General features: G+C 65.9%; 11 protein-coding genes and 2 pseudogenes. 3 read left to right on the top strand and 10 right to left on the bottom strand.

Annotation, left to right across the window (positions count from 1 at the left end; translation table 11 throughout):
- The first annotated feature begins 363 nt into the window (after positions 1-363).
- Together MSM1_RS21225 and MSM1_RS21220 are read left to right on the top strand one after the other, a co-directional pair.
- Positions 364-1,278 carry a ribonuclease Z gene (locus MSM1_RS21225; RefSeq protein WP_213446226.1) on the top strand — a complete coding sequence of 305 codons (915 nt, stop codon included), beginning with the start codon at positions 364-366 and terminating at the stop codon, positions 1,276-1,278.
- 767 nt (positions 1,279-2,045) lie between these two features.
- Positions 2,046-2,396 carry a hypothetical protein gene (locus tag MSM1_RS21220; protein ID WP_213446224.1) on the top strand — a complete coding sequence of 117 codons (351 nt, stop codon included), beginning with the start codon at positions 2,046-2,048 and terminating at the stop codon, positions 2,394-2,396.
- 288 nt (positions 2,397-2,684) lie between these two features.
- On the opposite strand, the gene MSM1_RS21215 is transcribed toward MSM1_RS21220, so the two are convergent.
- From MSM1_RS21215 to MSM1_RS21170, 10 genes and pseudogenes are all read right to left on the bottom strand, one after another.
- Entirely contained in the window at positions 2,685-4,175 is a 1,491-nt protein-coding gene (locus tag MSM1_RS21215; RefSeq protein ID WP_213446222.1) for a PPE family protein, read from the bottom strand.
- A gap of 15 nt (positions 4,176-4,190) precedes the next feature.
- A complete protein-coding gene (locus MSM1_RS21210) occupies positions 4,191-4,490 on the bottom strand; it encodes a PE family protein (RefSeq protein ID WP_213446220.1) in 300 nt (99 codons plus the stop codon).
- A 242-nt stretch (positions 4,491-4,732) separates the two neighbouring features.
- The gene (locus MSM1_RS21205; protein ID WP_213446218.1) at positions 4,733-5,188 is read right to left on the bottom strand and encodes a DUF5709 domain-containing protein; all 456 of its coding nucleotides are present in this window, start codon (positions 5,186-5,188) and stop codon (positions 4,733-4,735) included.
- 296 nt (positions 5,189-5,484) lie between these two features.
- The gene (locus MSM1_RS21200) at positions 5,485-5,928 is read right to left on the bottom strand and encodes an Hsp20/alpha crystallin family protein (RefSeq protein ID WP_213446282.1); all 444 of its coding nucleotides are present in this window, start codon (positions 5,926-5,928) and stop codon (positions 5,485-5,487) included.
- A gap of 128 nt (positions 5,929-6,056) precedes the next feature.
- Positions 6,057-8,186 (bottom strand): glycogen debranching N-terminal domain-containing protein, encoded by a 2,130-nt coding sequence (locus MSM1_RS21195; RefSeq protein WP_213446216.1) that lies wholly within the window; start codon positions 8,184-8,186, stop codon positions 6,057-6,059.
- Positions 8,183-9,307 carry a glycosyltransferase family 4 protein gene (locus tag MSM1_RS21190; protein WP_213446214.1) on the bottom strand — a complete coding sequence of 375 codons (1,125 nt, stop codon included), beginning with the start codon at positions 9,305-9,307 and terminating at the stop codon, positions 8,183-8,185. The genes MSM1_RS21195 and MSM1_RS21190 overlap by 4 nt, the downstream gene beginning before the upstream one ends.
- A gap of 666 nt (positions 9,308-9,973) precedes the next feature.
- Positions 9,974-11,626, bottom strand: a pseudogene (tnpB, locus tag MSM1_RS21185) (IS607 family element RNA-guided endonuclease TnpB).
- Complete coding sequence (locus tag MSM1_RS21180) at positions 11,623-12,207, bottom strand: IS607 family transposase (RefSeq protein ID WP_213446211.1); 585 nt, start codon at positions 12,205-12,207, stop codon at positions 11,623-11,625. Before MSM1_RS21180 ends, tnpB begins: the two are co-directional and overlap by 4 nt.
- A 523-nt stretch (positions 12,208-12,730) precedes the next feature.
- Positions 12,731-13,072 carry a type II toxin-antitoxin system PemK/MazF family toxin gene (locus tag MSM1_RS21175; RefSeq protein ID WP_213446209.1) on the bottom strand — a complete coding sequence of 114 codons (342 nt, stop codon included), beginning with the start codon at positions 13,070-13,072 and terminating at the stop codon, positions 12,731-12,733.
- The gene (locus MSM1_RS21170; RefSeq protein WP_213446280.1) at positions 13,072-13,317 is read right to left on the bottom strand and encodes an antitoxin; all 246 of its coding nucleotides are present in this window, start codon (positions 13,315-13,317) and stop codon (positions 13,072-13,074) included. Before MSM1_RS21170 ends, MSM1_RS21175 begins: the two co-directional genes overlap by 1 nt.
- Positions 13,318-13,456: 139 nt before the next feature.
- Here MSM1_RS21170 and MSM1_RS21165 point away from each other — a divergent pair.
- Positions 13,457-13,836, top strand: a pseudogene (locus tag MSM1_RS21165) (zinc ribbon domain-containing protein); the annotation flags it as partial.
- Positions 13,837-13,858: the final 22 nt, after the last annotated feature.

The following is a 13,858-nucleotide window of genomic DNA, read 5'->3' as shown; positions in this document are numbered from 1 at the left end:
TTTCCGTTGCGAGTCCCGCTCTACCCCGGTGGAGGTGACGCGCAGTGGGTGTCCGCGCAAACCGCGATGGCACCTGCTGGCTTCTCGTCCGACGGCGTGACGATTTCCGTGTCCGGGCCGGGAATCACCGTGCCCGCGTGGCCGGCTGCCAGCCGGCGCGCCTGAGCCTTCATTGCCTAGGCTCCCTTCCAGTCACCCCGGTTGTGATCATGGGCTGGCGGTCATCTCATCGGCAGGGCCGCAGGTCACAGTCGTAGTGGCCCAAAGTCACATTGAGGCCTGAACGCCGATGCCGACAGCATGCAGATGGCTGCCCGATCTCACCGGCCCGCCAGCGCGGTGAATTAGCCGTAGTCTCGATTCGTGTCGATCCGGGAGTTGGTCGTGCTCGGCACCGCTAGCCAAGTGCCCACCCGCCATCGCAACCACAACGGATACCTGCTGCGCTGGGACGGCGAGGGACTGTTATTCGACCCAGGAGAAGGAACCCAGCGGCAGCTGGTGCTGGCCGGTGTCGCGGCAAATCGTGTGACCCGGCTGTGCCTGAGCCATTTCCACGGTGACCACTGTCTTGGTGTACCGGGCATCGTGCAGCGCTTGTCCTTGGATCGGGTCCAGCACCCAATAACGGCATACTTTCCCACGTCGGGCCGGGAGTTCTTCGCCCGGCTGCGGCACGCCTGCGTGTTCTACGACGCCGTCGACCTGCGCGAGCAGCCGCTCGTGGGAGACGAGCTGGTTGCCGAGGGCGCGTTTGGAGTCCTTGAGACCCGGCGCCTGGACCACACCATCGATGCGATCGGCTACCGGCTGGTCGAGCCGGATGGCCGGCATTTCGTGCCGGAATTGCTGGCTCACCACGGCATCACCGGGCCCGCTGTTGGTGAACTGCAGCGCGCCGGCGCAATCTCGGTGGGCGGGCGCATCATCCGGTTGGCGGAGGTCACCGCGCCGCGGCGCGGGCAACGATTCGCGTTCGTCATGGACACCCGGCTGTGCGACGCCGTCTACGCCCTCGCCGAGGGGGCGGACTTGCTGGTCATCGAGGCGACGTTTCTGGCCCAAGATGCCCTGCTCGCGCACCGGTACGGGCACCTGACCGTACGCCAGGCTGCGCAGGTAGCTGCGGAGTGTGGGGTGCGGCGGCTCGTGCTCACCCATTTCTCGCAGCGGTATGCCACCGCGGCCCGCCACTTCGAGGAGGCGGCCGAGGTGTTCACCGGCGACATTGTGGTGGCCGAAGACCTCGCCCGGGTAGCGGTCCCTGCGAGGTTGTGACCGAAGGTCAACGGGCATTTCGTCATCGCGAGGTTGACCGCACACCGTGTGGCGTGCCGTGTCAGGACCTCGCGCTGCCCGCCATTCCGGTCGGGAAAAGCCGCGCACCAAGACTCGATCGAAGGCCAACGTGCGGCCCACCTGCTCGGCAACCGGCTTGTCGACGGCACGTGAAAACTGACCCCTGGCGGCATCGAACCACTCCTGCTTCTCCACGTCGCCGTGTCGCGTCTTTCGCTGTGCTTCCACCGCAACCTCCGCATAGCCTCGGTGTTGCGACGTTCGCTGGAATCCGCCGACCCGCCAGGGGTCAGTTTTCACATGCACGCGGGTCAACTCTTAGGCCCCGCCGAGCGGGGCCTTATGGTCCGCACCCCTGGGCCTAAAGACCCTCGCCGGACCGGCGCCAAACGGGAAACATCGCAAGCAGGCGGGCGAATTGCCAGTCGGCCTGATCTGGGAGGCTTATCGTGACCATGTCCATGTTTTGCCGCACAGCGCGGCATCCCTGCCCGACAGGGCGGGCCATCCCACGCGACAAACCGAACGGCTTCCAGCGCCAAGAGCTGATCGCCGCGGCGAGCGGTGCCGTGTTGTTGGTCATCATCGGGGCGCTTGCGGGATGGGCTCATCACAGCCTGTCAACTGCGCGGCCGGCAGTGCCGATCAGCGCTGCGACGCCACCGGCAAACGGCGTTGCTAGGCCGCCGGCGTCCCCGCCCATGCGCGCGCAACTGCACGCATGGCGCATGCAAACTGAGCCATCGATGAATGCGCTGGTTGCCGCGCGCCACGATATCGCGTTTTTCGCCGCCAACCATGACCTCGCGGGGACGGGCGCGGCCTGTCGAACCGCCGACGACGCGGTCGCGCGTTTACAACATCACCTGCCAAGTCCGGATCCGTGGCTGAACACCGCCTTGCAACAGGCTCTCGGCGACTACCACGTCGGGCTGCGCTACTGCGTGCAGGGTGTGCAAAATCGCGACGCTAATGACATCGAGCAGGCGGCGACCTATCTGCGTCAGGGAGACGCCGGTTTACAAGCAGCAGTTGACATTCTCCAACGCGACCTGAGTGACCCCGAAAGCCGCGAGCTGGGTGCGCTGACGACCTAACCCTGCCCTAAAGTTGACACATAATGGGTCATGCAGGGCCAATCATTTTGGGGGCCAGTTGTTCTCGGCTGGTCTCATGACGCCCCAGGTGGGCCTGGCATGGGTGATCCGAATGCTGCTCACGGTCACCGGGCGGTGGCCTGACACATCCACCTGTGACCGCTTTGCTTCAGGTGCCCCAACCAGAAACGGGACAAGCCGGCAGACGGGGGCAGCTGCTGACGCGCGTTCGGGTCGATTAGCCATAGCTGTGTCGTAGCTGGGTCGCGCTCAGCGCGGCCGGGTCTGCTACCGGCCCATGGCTTCCCTGGCCCACAGTGCTGCCGAGCGCATGAGCACATCACGTTCCATCGCCAACTCGGCGATCTGCCGTCGCAAATCATCGATCTCGTCGCGGACCTCCTTGCTTAACGGTCTCTCGCTATCTCGCGCCTGCTGATCAGGTGACACCCACTGCCCCGACCGGCCCCCGTACCGGCCTGGTTCGCGAGCCACTTGCGGTAGCGCCGAAAAGCGGGAAGCGTAACGGCCATCAGCCTGCGCGCCGCCTTGAGCCGTCTCCCCGGCGCGCTGGGCGCCCCAACTACCACCCGCAGCGCCGCCACCGCTTGCCGCCGCGGCCATGAGACCCGCCGGGATCATCCCGCCGAATCCGGGGTCCAGGCCATCTAACCCGGCTTGCGGCAAACCGACCAGAGCGACCTTCGGCAAGGGGGCGGCTGCATGGATGACCGCCGGTGTGGCCAGGGCCCAGCTGCGCGGCACCGACAATTCACCGATCGCCACTGCCCGGCCCATGCCCGCCAACACCGCGCTACCACCCTGACCGGCAAGCGCCCCGGCACCGCCCCATCCGGACGTGCCCACTCCCGACGGGCCCACCCCTGCTGGGGAACCCACCCCGGACCCGTACCACTCTGCCAGCGTTGATCCCGACATCGCCCCGGCTACCGGCGCTTGCAGCAACGGGCCCAGCAAGAACAAGATCGACGTGGGCAAAAACATTCCGCCGCTCCCGAACGTCAGTGCCTCCCCTATAGCCCCGATAACCCCGCCCAGGGTGCTTAATCCCGACGGCGGATCGGTGAGGCTTCTCGGCGCCGCTATCGCGCTAGACGAGCCCACCGACGCCAGTCGCTGCAATATCTGGGGCACCGCCGACATCGATTGGGACACGACGGTTTGACCATGGGTCACCCCCGCCGTCTCCGCGGCCCGGCGAACCGCAGCGGCCTGTGCGCCTATCCCCGCCGGGGTGGTGTTCTGTGGCGGCGGGCTAAACGGCGTCAACGCCGCCGCAGCCGCCGACGCACCGGCGTACTCATACATTGCCGCCGCGTCCTGTGCCCACATCTCGGCGTACTGCATTTCCGTGGCCGCGATCATTGGGCTGTTCTGCCCCAGAAAGTTCGTCGCGACCAGCGCCCTGACCAGCGCGCGATTCTCCGCGATCACCGGCGGTGGCACCATTGCCGCGAAGGCCGTCTCGTACGCCGCCGCAGCCGCCCTCGCTTGGGCGGCCGTCTGCTCGGCCTGGGTAGCGGTAGCGGTCAGCCACGCTGCGTAGTGCCCGGCGGCCGTCGCCATCGAGGCCGACGCGGCACCCAGCCACGCCTCGCTGGTCAACCCTGAGATTACCGCACTGAGAGAGACCGCTGCCGAGTGCAATTCAACAGCCAAATCTTCCCACGCGCTCGCGGCAGCCATCATGGGACTAGATCCCGGACCGGAGTACATGCGCCCGGAGTTGATCTCCGGTGGTAGCATCGCAAAATCCATTATCGCATCAACCCCTTAGCTGGCCGCTATCGCGTTGGCGCCCTCGGTGTCCGCATACGAGCGGGCACTGGCCCCCATTGCCGCCACAAACAGATCGTGAACCACCGCCGCGTGGTTGCCCGCCGCCTGATACATGGCGGCATGTGTAGCGAATTGCGTTGCCGTCAGCACTGATACCGCATCGGAAGCGGCGGGCATCACCTCCGTCGTCGGTACCGCTGCCACCGCATTTCCGGCGCTCATCGCAGCACCGATCCTCTGCAAGTCGCTCGTTGCGGCAATCAGCGTTTCTGGCTGAATGATCACGTAAGACATAAGCTGCCTTTCCTTAATGAGCCTGTAGACAGTTATTCGATTGCTGAGGTTACATCGCCATGCGTGCCCACCAACCAGGCAGCGCCGAGTTGGCACGTAAGTATTCGCGGGATCGCAAAAAGGCAGGTGTTGCAGGGGGAAATACCGTTAATTGTGACTCCCCGGTTGGGGATTATCGGGCAATACCAGCCCATAGCTGATCTGGCTGGCCGGCAGGTAAGGCAGGTAAATAGGGGTTAGGCTTACTCCTCATCTGCTATTATGTGCACCGCGGCCTCCTCGGCGGATGCAGCTCCGCCGTCGATACCGACATCCTCGGCGACCAGCTCTGCCTCGGTATCTTCGCCAAATCCCCTGTCTGGCGCGACAAGTCGTCCGGCGCGTGTGCGTCCGACCTCATCGTGTCCGGGAAACTCAGTTTCCCGCTCGGCCTCGTCGGACCGCTGTTGGTCATCGTGATCCAGCAAGACATTGAGCCGCGACACCGGGTCTGGCTCTTCTTCTGCGAGCAGCTGATCCATGTTCTCAGGAGGACCGAAAGCGCCAGGCGCGTAGGGTCGCTCGGGAGGCGAGTATCCCTCGTCGAGCACGTCGTCGACACCACGATCGATGAGCGTATCCGCCGGCTGGAGCTGGTTGTCGTCCTCCACGCTGTATTCGCCTGCTGCCGGAGCGGTTTCACCGTAAGGAGCACTCATGACTGGCAAGGGTTGTCGAGGGCCGGTAACCGGCAAGGGTGCGGCAGGTGATGGCGGCTCCGCCGATAACGCAGGCCGGCCGGCATTCGCGGATTCCCAGCCGCTTGCCGGCCGCGCATAAGGCGGCCGATACGTTGAGTTATCGCGGTCATCTCATGTTGTCCCAGATACATTGTCCCGGTGCGCAGGACGCCGCAGACCATGGTTCTTGTGGCCATAGTGTGCTCCTTAATACCCCTATGAAGCGCGGGGGTCCCGAAGCCCTGTCACGCTCCGGGACCCCCGGGTGGACGGCGTTAGCCGGCTTGCACCGCGATGTGCTTTTCGGTGGCCTTCGCAGCCTCCGTGGCTACCGGCACGTCCACGGTCAGGATTCCCTTGTCGTAGGTGGCTTTGATGTCGTCCTCGTTGGCACCTGCCGGCAGGGTAACCGATCGGACAAATGAGCCGTAGCAGAACTCCGAGCGGCCCTTGGCCTCCTTCTTCTCGGCACGTTCGGCTTTGATCGTCAACTCGCCGTTGCTCACGGTGATGTCGACATCCTTGGCTGGGTCGATGCCGGGCAGTTCGGCGCGCAGCAGATAGTGGCCATCTTGCATCTCCTCCTCGAGGCGCATCAGATTGCCGGGACGAAGCACCGGCAAGGACGGAAATCCGGTCCATAGATCCGACCAGAAATCAGACCACAGGTCCGGCAGCCACGAGCGCGATTGCCGGCGCACGGGAAGATCGGTCATGATTCCTCCTTCGTGTTGTGGGCGAACGGTTGTTACGGCTTACGGTGTCAATGTTTCAACAACGGGCGCTCACGCGCTAGGGACCGAAGTCCCATGCGCGAAGGTCATCGTGTCGACGAAGCAGGGCGCGCCTATGGTCGGCTCGAATCACCGGTGACCAGTCGCCATCCCGCGGGCAGCCCACGGGTGGTCACCGTTTCGCCCTCGGCCTCAAGGTGCACGGTTGCCGCGCCGAGTCGCATATCGGTGAGCGCCAGCTTGCCCCACCGCGACGGCAGGTGCGGAGCGACGGTCAGCGTTCGCCGGGGCACCTGCGGGGTCAACCCCAGAAACGATCGAACCAGCAGAAGCGGCGCGGCGCTGGCCCATGCTTGTGGTGAGCACGCGGTGGGATAGGGCACCGGCCGGTAAAACCGTGAGCGTGGGAATCCGCAGAACAATTCGGGCAACCGCCCATCGAATGCGTCCGCCGCCTCCAGCAGGCCGTCGGCGAGCCGTTCGGCCAGCTGCACCGCGCCGGGCAGGTGCCGGTAGCGCAGCACGCCGGCCACCGCGATGGCCGTGTCGTGGGGCCACACCGAGCCGTTGTGGTAGCTCATGGGGTTGTAGGCGCCCATCGACGTGGCCAGGGTGCGCAGCCCAAAGCCGGAGTCCATTTCTTGGCTCGCAAGTCGCCCGAGGATCTCGGCGGCGTGCTCATCGGCGGCGATCCCGGTCCACAGACAATGTGCGATGTTGCTGGTCAGCGCGTCGACGGGGCGTTTGTTGGCGTCAAGAGCCACCGCGTAGCAGGCCTTTTCGGGTAGCCAGAATGCGTCGAGGAATTTGCTGCGCAGGGTCTGGGCGCGCTCGCGCAGCTGGCCGGCGGTGCCTGGATCGCCGAACGCGTCGGCCAGCTCGGCGCGCGCCAGCAGCGCCGCATACCAGTAACCCTGTACCTCGCACAGCGCGATCGGCGGCTCGGCGATGCGGCCCTTAGCGTCATTGATGCCGTCGAAACTGTCCTTCCAGCCCTGGTTGATCAGCCCGCGATCGGTCGCACGCTGGTATTCGATGAAACCGTCGCCGTCACGGTCGCCGTACTCGTCGGCCCAGGCCAGCGCGGCGTCGGCAGCGGGAAGCAGGGCGTGCACCGCAGCGTCATCGGCCCCCCACCGCCAGCACTCGCCTAACAGCATGACAAACAGCGGGGTCGCATCGACCGAGCCGTAATACGGCGTGCCGTCTAGCGCACCGCCGCCGCCCGGGCTGTGGCGCAGCTCATGCATGATCCGCCCCGGCTGCTCCTCGGTCATCGGGTCGACGCGCCGCCCCTGCAGCCGTGCCAGCCGCTGCAGCGTCCCGATCGATAGGCCGACATCCAGCGGTAACGCCATCCACGCGGTCAGCAGGCTGTCACGGCCGAACAACGTCATAAACCACGGCGCGCCCGCCGCGACGAATGGCCGGACGTCTTCGCCCCCACCGCGGATCAACAGCGCCCCGAGGTCGCTTTCGGTTCGCCGCAGCACCCGGGCAAGCACCTCATCCTCGGCGGTCAGGCGGGTCGCGGTGTCGCGCCAGGCCTCGATGGGCCAGCCTGCACCGTGGTTCTTGATGTGGTCGCGGCGCGTTGGCACCGGACGATGCGCCGGTGCCGGCTGCGCCACGATCTCGGCCTGCCAACGTTGGTGTGCCGGCAACACGATCTGCCAGGCCAGCACACCCGGCGTCAGGCTCGGCTGCGCGGTGGCGTCGATCGACACTCGGTGGGCGGGATCGGCGAGATCGCTGAGCACCAGCTCGCCGCCGTGCACGGCCGGTTCCGCGCCATGCAGGGCTGCGCGACCCTCCTTGACCGTGAACAGATCGGCGAAGTCGGCGTCAGCGTGAATGTCAAGATGGACCACGGCGGTTTCGTGGCCGAGGTTTTCCAGCGTGAGCGTTTCCCGCATGCCACCGGAGACGAAGCGTTCCCGCACCAGCAACAGACTGGTATCACGCAGTCCTGCGCGCGGTGCCTTTCGCAGGATGAATTGCCCGGTGAAGGGCTCGGGGGTCTGCACCGACAGCGCTTCGGGAGTGTGACCGTCCAACAGCAGCTCCCAGCGCGACAGCACCCTGGTGTTGCGAAAGAACAACCCGTGAGCTGCCCCGGGGACGATGTCGCCGTGGGCGTTGGACAGGCAGAAGGTTGGCCCCTCCACCAAGGTGACCATGCCGGCGCCGTCCCCGGGGCCGAGCGCCTCACGGCCGTCGCGGGTCGACGCGGGAAGTGTCATGCGCTCGCCTCCATCGACTGCAGCCGAGGGCTATCCGACGTGGCGGTGCCCGGCCGGCCATGGTGCCCGCCGAGCGCCCGCCGATAGATACGCTCATAGCTAGATCCGAATTGCCGTACCCCGAAATTCGCCGCAACATGCGCACGACAGGCGGCTGGATCGATTGTCGACGCCCGGGCGATCAAGCCGGCAAGATCCGCCGGATCGTCACAGATGAATCCGGTCACCCCGTCGACGACGATCTCGGCGACCGCGCCACCGCGCAGCGCCACCACCGGGGTACCGCACGCCATCGCCTCGATCATCACAATCCCGAACGGTTCCTCCCACCGGATCGGAAACAGCAGACACCGCGCCCCGGCCAGCAGGTTACGTTTGCTGGCGGCGTCGGCCTCACCGACGAGCCGGTCGTGGTCGGTGAGTAGCTGACAAACCCGCTCATGGAAATAGGCCTTCTCGGACGGCTCGCTGCACTTGCCCGCTAGTACTAAGGGGATGCCCGCTTGATGCGCGGCGCGTAGCGCCAGATGCGCGCCCTTATACGGGGCGAACCGGCCCAAAAACAGCGCGTAATCGCCTTTGTCGGCTCGAAACGGCCAGTGCTCGACACGCAGCGCGTTATGCACCCGCCCCACCCAACTCAGGTCCGGCGCCAACTCCCGTTGGCGGTCGCTGATGGCCACCAGGGCGACGTCGTCGCCGAGTTCGCGATAGTAGGGGTAGAGGTCGTTGTCGAGCGGGCCGTGCACGGTGACCACCGTTGACACACCCAGCCGATGGTAACTGGGCGCGTTGAGCACCCCGGCGAACGTGTGATCGTGCACAATGTCCAGCCCGTGCCCGGCTGCCAGCTGCGCGATAGCGCTGCGCACCTTCAGCGCGTGCATAATCTCCGGATAGGGCTCACCTAGGCGCTCACCAATCGGGCGCTCCCACAATGCCAGGAACCGCGCCGTGGTGCCCGGCTCCCCGGCGCCCAAGACCGTTACGTCATGCCCGCGCGCAACCAGCGCATCGGCCAGGTCGGCTACCACCGCCTCTACCCCACCGTAGGATCTCGGCGGGACGTCGAAATAAGGTGGCGCGACCAGGGCCACGCGCAGCCGCTGCGGGCCGGTCATGCGGTGCGCCTGATATTCGTGGGCTTATTCGTTAGCTTATTCATGGGCTTATCGATGGCTCCAATTCCTTGAAAAGCACACAAGATGGGCATCAGTGTCACCGTTGACCCGCTAGGTCTGTAGGGCCTAAAGACCACAACGTTGAGGTCAAAGGGAGGGTTCGCTCGTTAACCGGCAGTTGTGGTGCCGATATTGCCGATATTGCGACCCAACCGGAGTGCCCTGCAACGGGGTAACCAGCTGTTGCGGGTATTGAGGGGTCGGTAGTTGTCGGTGGTGTGCTGTAGGAGCTGAGATATGAACCTGGCGGGGTGGGCAACGCCGTCGTTTCCCATCTGCGGGCCGCTCACTACTCTTCGGCCTCGGCTCGCTACAGCCTGACCGGCTCGACTACACCATCGCTTCGCCCCGGCGGACCAGCAACCCCTGGGTCGAAGTCCACGTCGCCACATCCTGGCCGCCAACATGGCAGCTCGTCGACGGCCTACCAGTCACACCAGTCGCGCAGAGCATTGCCGACATCTACCGTGACGGCATCGACGCCGGCCATCTCGGCGACATCGTGCACGATGCGCTATCTCGCGCGATGGTCGATGTGCGCGCGATAACCGCCGCACTCGATCCGTTGCCGTTGAGTGTGTTTGAGAGTGTGTTTGAGTTGCACGCTCATGCGGCGTCCCCTTGCGGGGTTGGGTTTTGGCCTCTCCGCATCCGGCCCCGCGTGGGCGGGGTCTTACGGATGCTCCGCCGGCACCGGATGTTCCGGTGTCCGCGCCATGGCCTGTGCCAACCGATGCGGTTGGCCCGGGTACCGGTGGGGCCGTGGTCCCGACTGGACCACAACTGGCGTGATCCGGCCAGTCACGGAGATTAAGCGCGGCGTTGCGATCACGGTCGACGACGTCGCCGGTGCGCGGACACACCAGCAGCTTGTCGATGCGCCCTTTGCCGATCAGCCGGCACGCGGTGCCGTCGGGTTGGGCGCAGCCGTGATGGATCTGGCTGGATGGGAACCAGCGATCCGCCACCGTGAGCACCGCGCCGTGGCGGGCGGTTTTGTAGGCCAGCATCGGCCTGATCGAACCCATCGCCGCATCGCAGACGGCGCGCCGGTAGGCGCGTCGTCCCATGCTGCGTTTCATGGCGGCCACGTCGAGGTCTTCGATCACGATGTGGCCATAGCCGCCGGCCAGCTCGGTGGTGAGCCGAGGGGCGGCTTGCCGCCGCAGGTGCACGCACCGGCGATCCAGCCGGGTCAGCTTGGCTTTCGCTGCCCGGTGGCCGCGCGATCCGGGGATGCGGCGGGAAAGTTTCACGCCCGGCCCGCCGCCGCGCCGCCAGGGTGGCTTTCAGCGGGACCGGATTTGGGTATTCGATGATCGACTTTTCACCGGTGGCGGTGTCGAGGGTGGCGACGGTGGCCAAAGCGCGCACCCCGAGGTCGATGCCGGCGACCACGGTCGGCGAGGCCACCGTGGTCGCGGTGGCCGGTGTGCGCAGCGCGTAGCCGATCGAGACGAACAACCGGCCCCACCGCTGCCACAGCGTCACGCTCAGAATGCGGGCCCGCCCGGAAGCGACATGCCGTTGCACCCGGCGGGTGTTCTCCTTGGATCGCAGCGGCCCGATCACCGGCACGGTGATGGTGCGCCGATCGTCCTCGACTCGCATGGTTCCGGTGGTGAAACGCACCCGACCGGGATCGCGGCGCGCGGATTTGAAACGCGGAAAGCCCACACGGCGACCTCGCCGTGTGCCGTTGCGGCTGGCCGACCAGTTCTGCAGCGCCCGCGCCAGATCGGCCAGCCCTGAGGAGTAGGCCTCTTTGGAATTCTCGGCCCACCACGGCGCGACCATGTCTTTGGCGCGGTTCCACGCCCACCGCAGCGAACCCAGGTCCCAGCCCACCGGATCGTGGCCTGGATCGGCAGCTTTGGCGTCCAGGTCGGCCTTCACTTGGGCCAGGCCCCAGTTGAACGCCTTGCGCCGCGCGCCGAAATGCGAGCGCACCAACCGCGCCCGATCCGGCTCTATGGGCCATTCGACCTCGAACTTGGCTGCTGTCACCGTCCACCCGGTGGGCAACTTTGCACCCGGCGACCCGGTCGTGGCATAGCCCTCGGCGTCCCCATCGAACAGCTCGAACAGTACCGACACCGACTCCACCGCCGCCCGGTGCGCCTCGAAATCGGCGCCCACATCGACATACCGGGACCACGTCGGCGTCCCATCGGGTTTCGGCTTACCCGCCAGATGCGCCCCGCCGGTGGCCGCGGCCACCTTCGCGGCCTGCGCCCGGGTGCGCATCCCGACGATCATGCCGCCCGGCCCGGTCCCTGTTTAGCGGCCGTCAGCGCGCGCATCGCCCGGTTCCGTGCCCCGCGCCGCCCACACAGCCGGGCGCACATCGACGTGAGGACCTCGATCATGTCGCGCACCAGATCATCGGTGGTCTCCCCGGGATCGGCCACCACGATCCGCCGCCCCTGCGCAGCCAACGCCGCCTCCAGATGCTCCACCCCGAAGCGGGCCAACCGGTCGCGATGCTCCACAACAATGACCTTCGCATCCGGGTCCGACAAGATCCGGTGCAGCTTCGGGCGTTTGCCGTTCAGCCCCGACCCGACCTCGGTAACGACCTGCCCCACCGCCAGATCCCGCTCGGTCGCCCACGCCGTCAACCGGGCCACCTGGCGATCCAAATCGGCGCGCTGATCATGGCTGGACACCCGGGCATAGATCACCACACCGTCCACCGCGCCGTCGCCGGCCGGCGTCGCGCGCACCAGAATCAGCCGGCCCACCCGCTCGGCGGGCACCGGCAGCGTTCCCTCCCGAAACCAGCGATAAGCCGTATGCCGGTTCACCCCAACCGATTCGGCCCAATCCGCCAGATTCACAACACCAATTCAAACACACTTACGCACACTTAACTACACTCAACACGCAACAGTTCGCAACCCCACCACCTGGGCGGTGCCGTATCGCCACGTGGCCGTCAAGACAACACTGCAGCCTGCGTTACAAACGCCACCACAGCCGCTGCGGCCGTCGGCGTCTGGCTTAACCTAGTGCTGGCCGGCGATCTCGAAACCGGATGTGTCTGGGATCACCACTCCGGCGTGTGGCAACGCGCTGGCGAGCCGTCTGCCCGGCCAGGCCGGGTCTGGGTGCGACCGCATTTGCGCGATGGCCGCCCGGTCGCCGACTATTTCCGCCGGCTCCCTAATTCCCGTTAGCTGCATCCACATTGCGCGCCTGCCTGGAACTCATCAAATCGCCGCGGCAGTCTTCGCGGGCCCGCACCAGATCTCGCTGCCCTAAACAGGGTGCTCACGATTAATCAACGCAGTCATTGAGCGCGAGCTAGATAGGACTTCGGCGCAGCCGGCGAGGCGGGTGAAGGCAAGGACGGCAATTACGTCACCGTGACGTAATTGGGCCCTGGCGGGACAACGGTAGGGCAAGGGCGATTGCGAGCGCGGCATTTATTTTGACCATGGTCGCCGGCGTGAGCGATCCCAGATAATCAGCGAGCTCGTCTTTGCAGATGGTTTCGATATTGTCGGTGTTCGCATAGCCGACCAGCGGATCGTTGGGTGCTAGCGCAACCCACGTCGGCAAGCTCTGCTGCGTCGTGGTCACGCGGACCGCCAGGATGTCCGCGGTATGGCGGTTGCGTGCGTTGTTTGACACGACCAGCCAGGGTTTAGCGCCATATCCCAAGTCGCAACGATAGACCTGGCCCCTCAGCGGACTAGCCACTACCCAGAGTCCCTCTGCCGCGCGTTGCGCCGCAGCCGCGCGGCAGAACGTTCGGCCTCAGATTCGTACGGGTAGGCCGGATTGTTGTCGACGGCAGCCGCATACGCCGCGTCGAGCTGCTCGTCCTGCAGCTCCTGCCAGCGCTTGTTGATGGCGTCGACGATTGCGGCGTTAGCGCTGCGGTATCGCCCGGCCACGATGTCCTGCAACCGTTGACGCGTTTGCTCGTCGAGCCGCACCGTCATCGGATGGTCACCCACGCCGTCTATGGTAGCACATTATGCAACTGAATCCGATGTCAGTATTTGATACTGATAAGCGCGATTATGGCAGATCATAGGCTAATACGGTGTTCTACAAACAGATTTCATTTACCGATAACTGCTGCTAGGCTCCGCCCTGGGCGCCCCGCGCCAGCACCTGGCCTACAAGACCGGCTGGTACGGGTCGCAGGAGGGGGGTGGGCGACCGATGGTTCCCGTCGAGCAAAACCTGCCAGCTGTGTGGGCAGGTCCAAGACATCGGCTGGGACGAAACCTGGCGATGCGCCGCGTGTGTGGCGGTCCATCAGCGCGATGACAACGCCGCGATCACCCTCGCGCGCTACGAGGACACAGCTGGCGTCGTCGGCCCAGTTGGGGCCGCTATCACGGGTGGAGCCGACCATTGAGACCGGGCCCCGCCCGGCTGGTGGCTGTGAAGCGCGCAAGGGAACCGGCCACCCGGCCCGGGAACAACCCCGAGACGGGGCGCGAGTCGCGTGACCACTAAAGATCACTCACTCGC

Origin of the sequence: Mycobacterium sp. SM1 (assembly GCF_018361265.1) — a bacterium.
In the GTDB taxonomy this organism is placed as follows: domain Bacteria; phylum Actinomycetota; class Actinomycetes; order Mycobacteriales; family Mycobacteriaceae; genus Mycobacterium.
This window is presented reverse-complemented; position numbering and strand designations above follow the sequence as displayed.

Bases quoted from the DNA above. Each gene is read 5' to 3' on its own strand.
- MSM1_RS21220 (WP_213446224.1), top strand. From the start codon at position 2,046: ATGAATGCGCTGGTTGCCGCGCGCCACGATATCGCGTTTTTCGCCGCC.
- MSM1_RS21215 (WP_213446222.1), bottom strand. From the start codon at position 4,175: ATGGATTTTGCGATGCTACCACCGGAGATCAACTCCGGGCGCATGTAC.
- MSM1_RS21210 (WP_213446220.1), bottom strand. From the start codon at position 4,490: ATGTCTTACGTGATCATTCAGCCAGAAACGCTGATTGCCGCAACGAGC.
- MSM1_RS21205 (WP_213446218.1), bottom strand. From the start codon at position 5,188: ATGAGTGCTCCTTACGGTGAAACCGCTCCGGCAGCAGGCGAATACAGC.
- MSM1_RS21195 (WP_213446216.1), bottom strand. From the start codon at position 8,186: ATGACACTTCCCGCGTCGACCCGCGACGGCCGTGAGGCGCTCGGCCCC.
- MSM1_RS21190 (WP_213446214.1), bottom strand. From the start codon at position 9,307: ATGACCGGCCCGCAGCGGCTGCGCGTGGCCCTGGTCGCGCCACCTTAT.
- MSM1_RS21170 (WP_213446280.1), bottom strand. From the start codon at position 13,317: ATGACGGTGCGGCTCGACGAGCAAACGCGTCAACGGTTGCAGGACATC.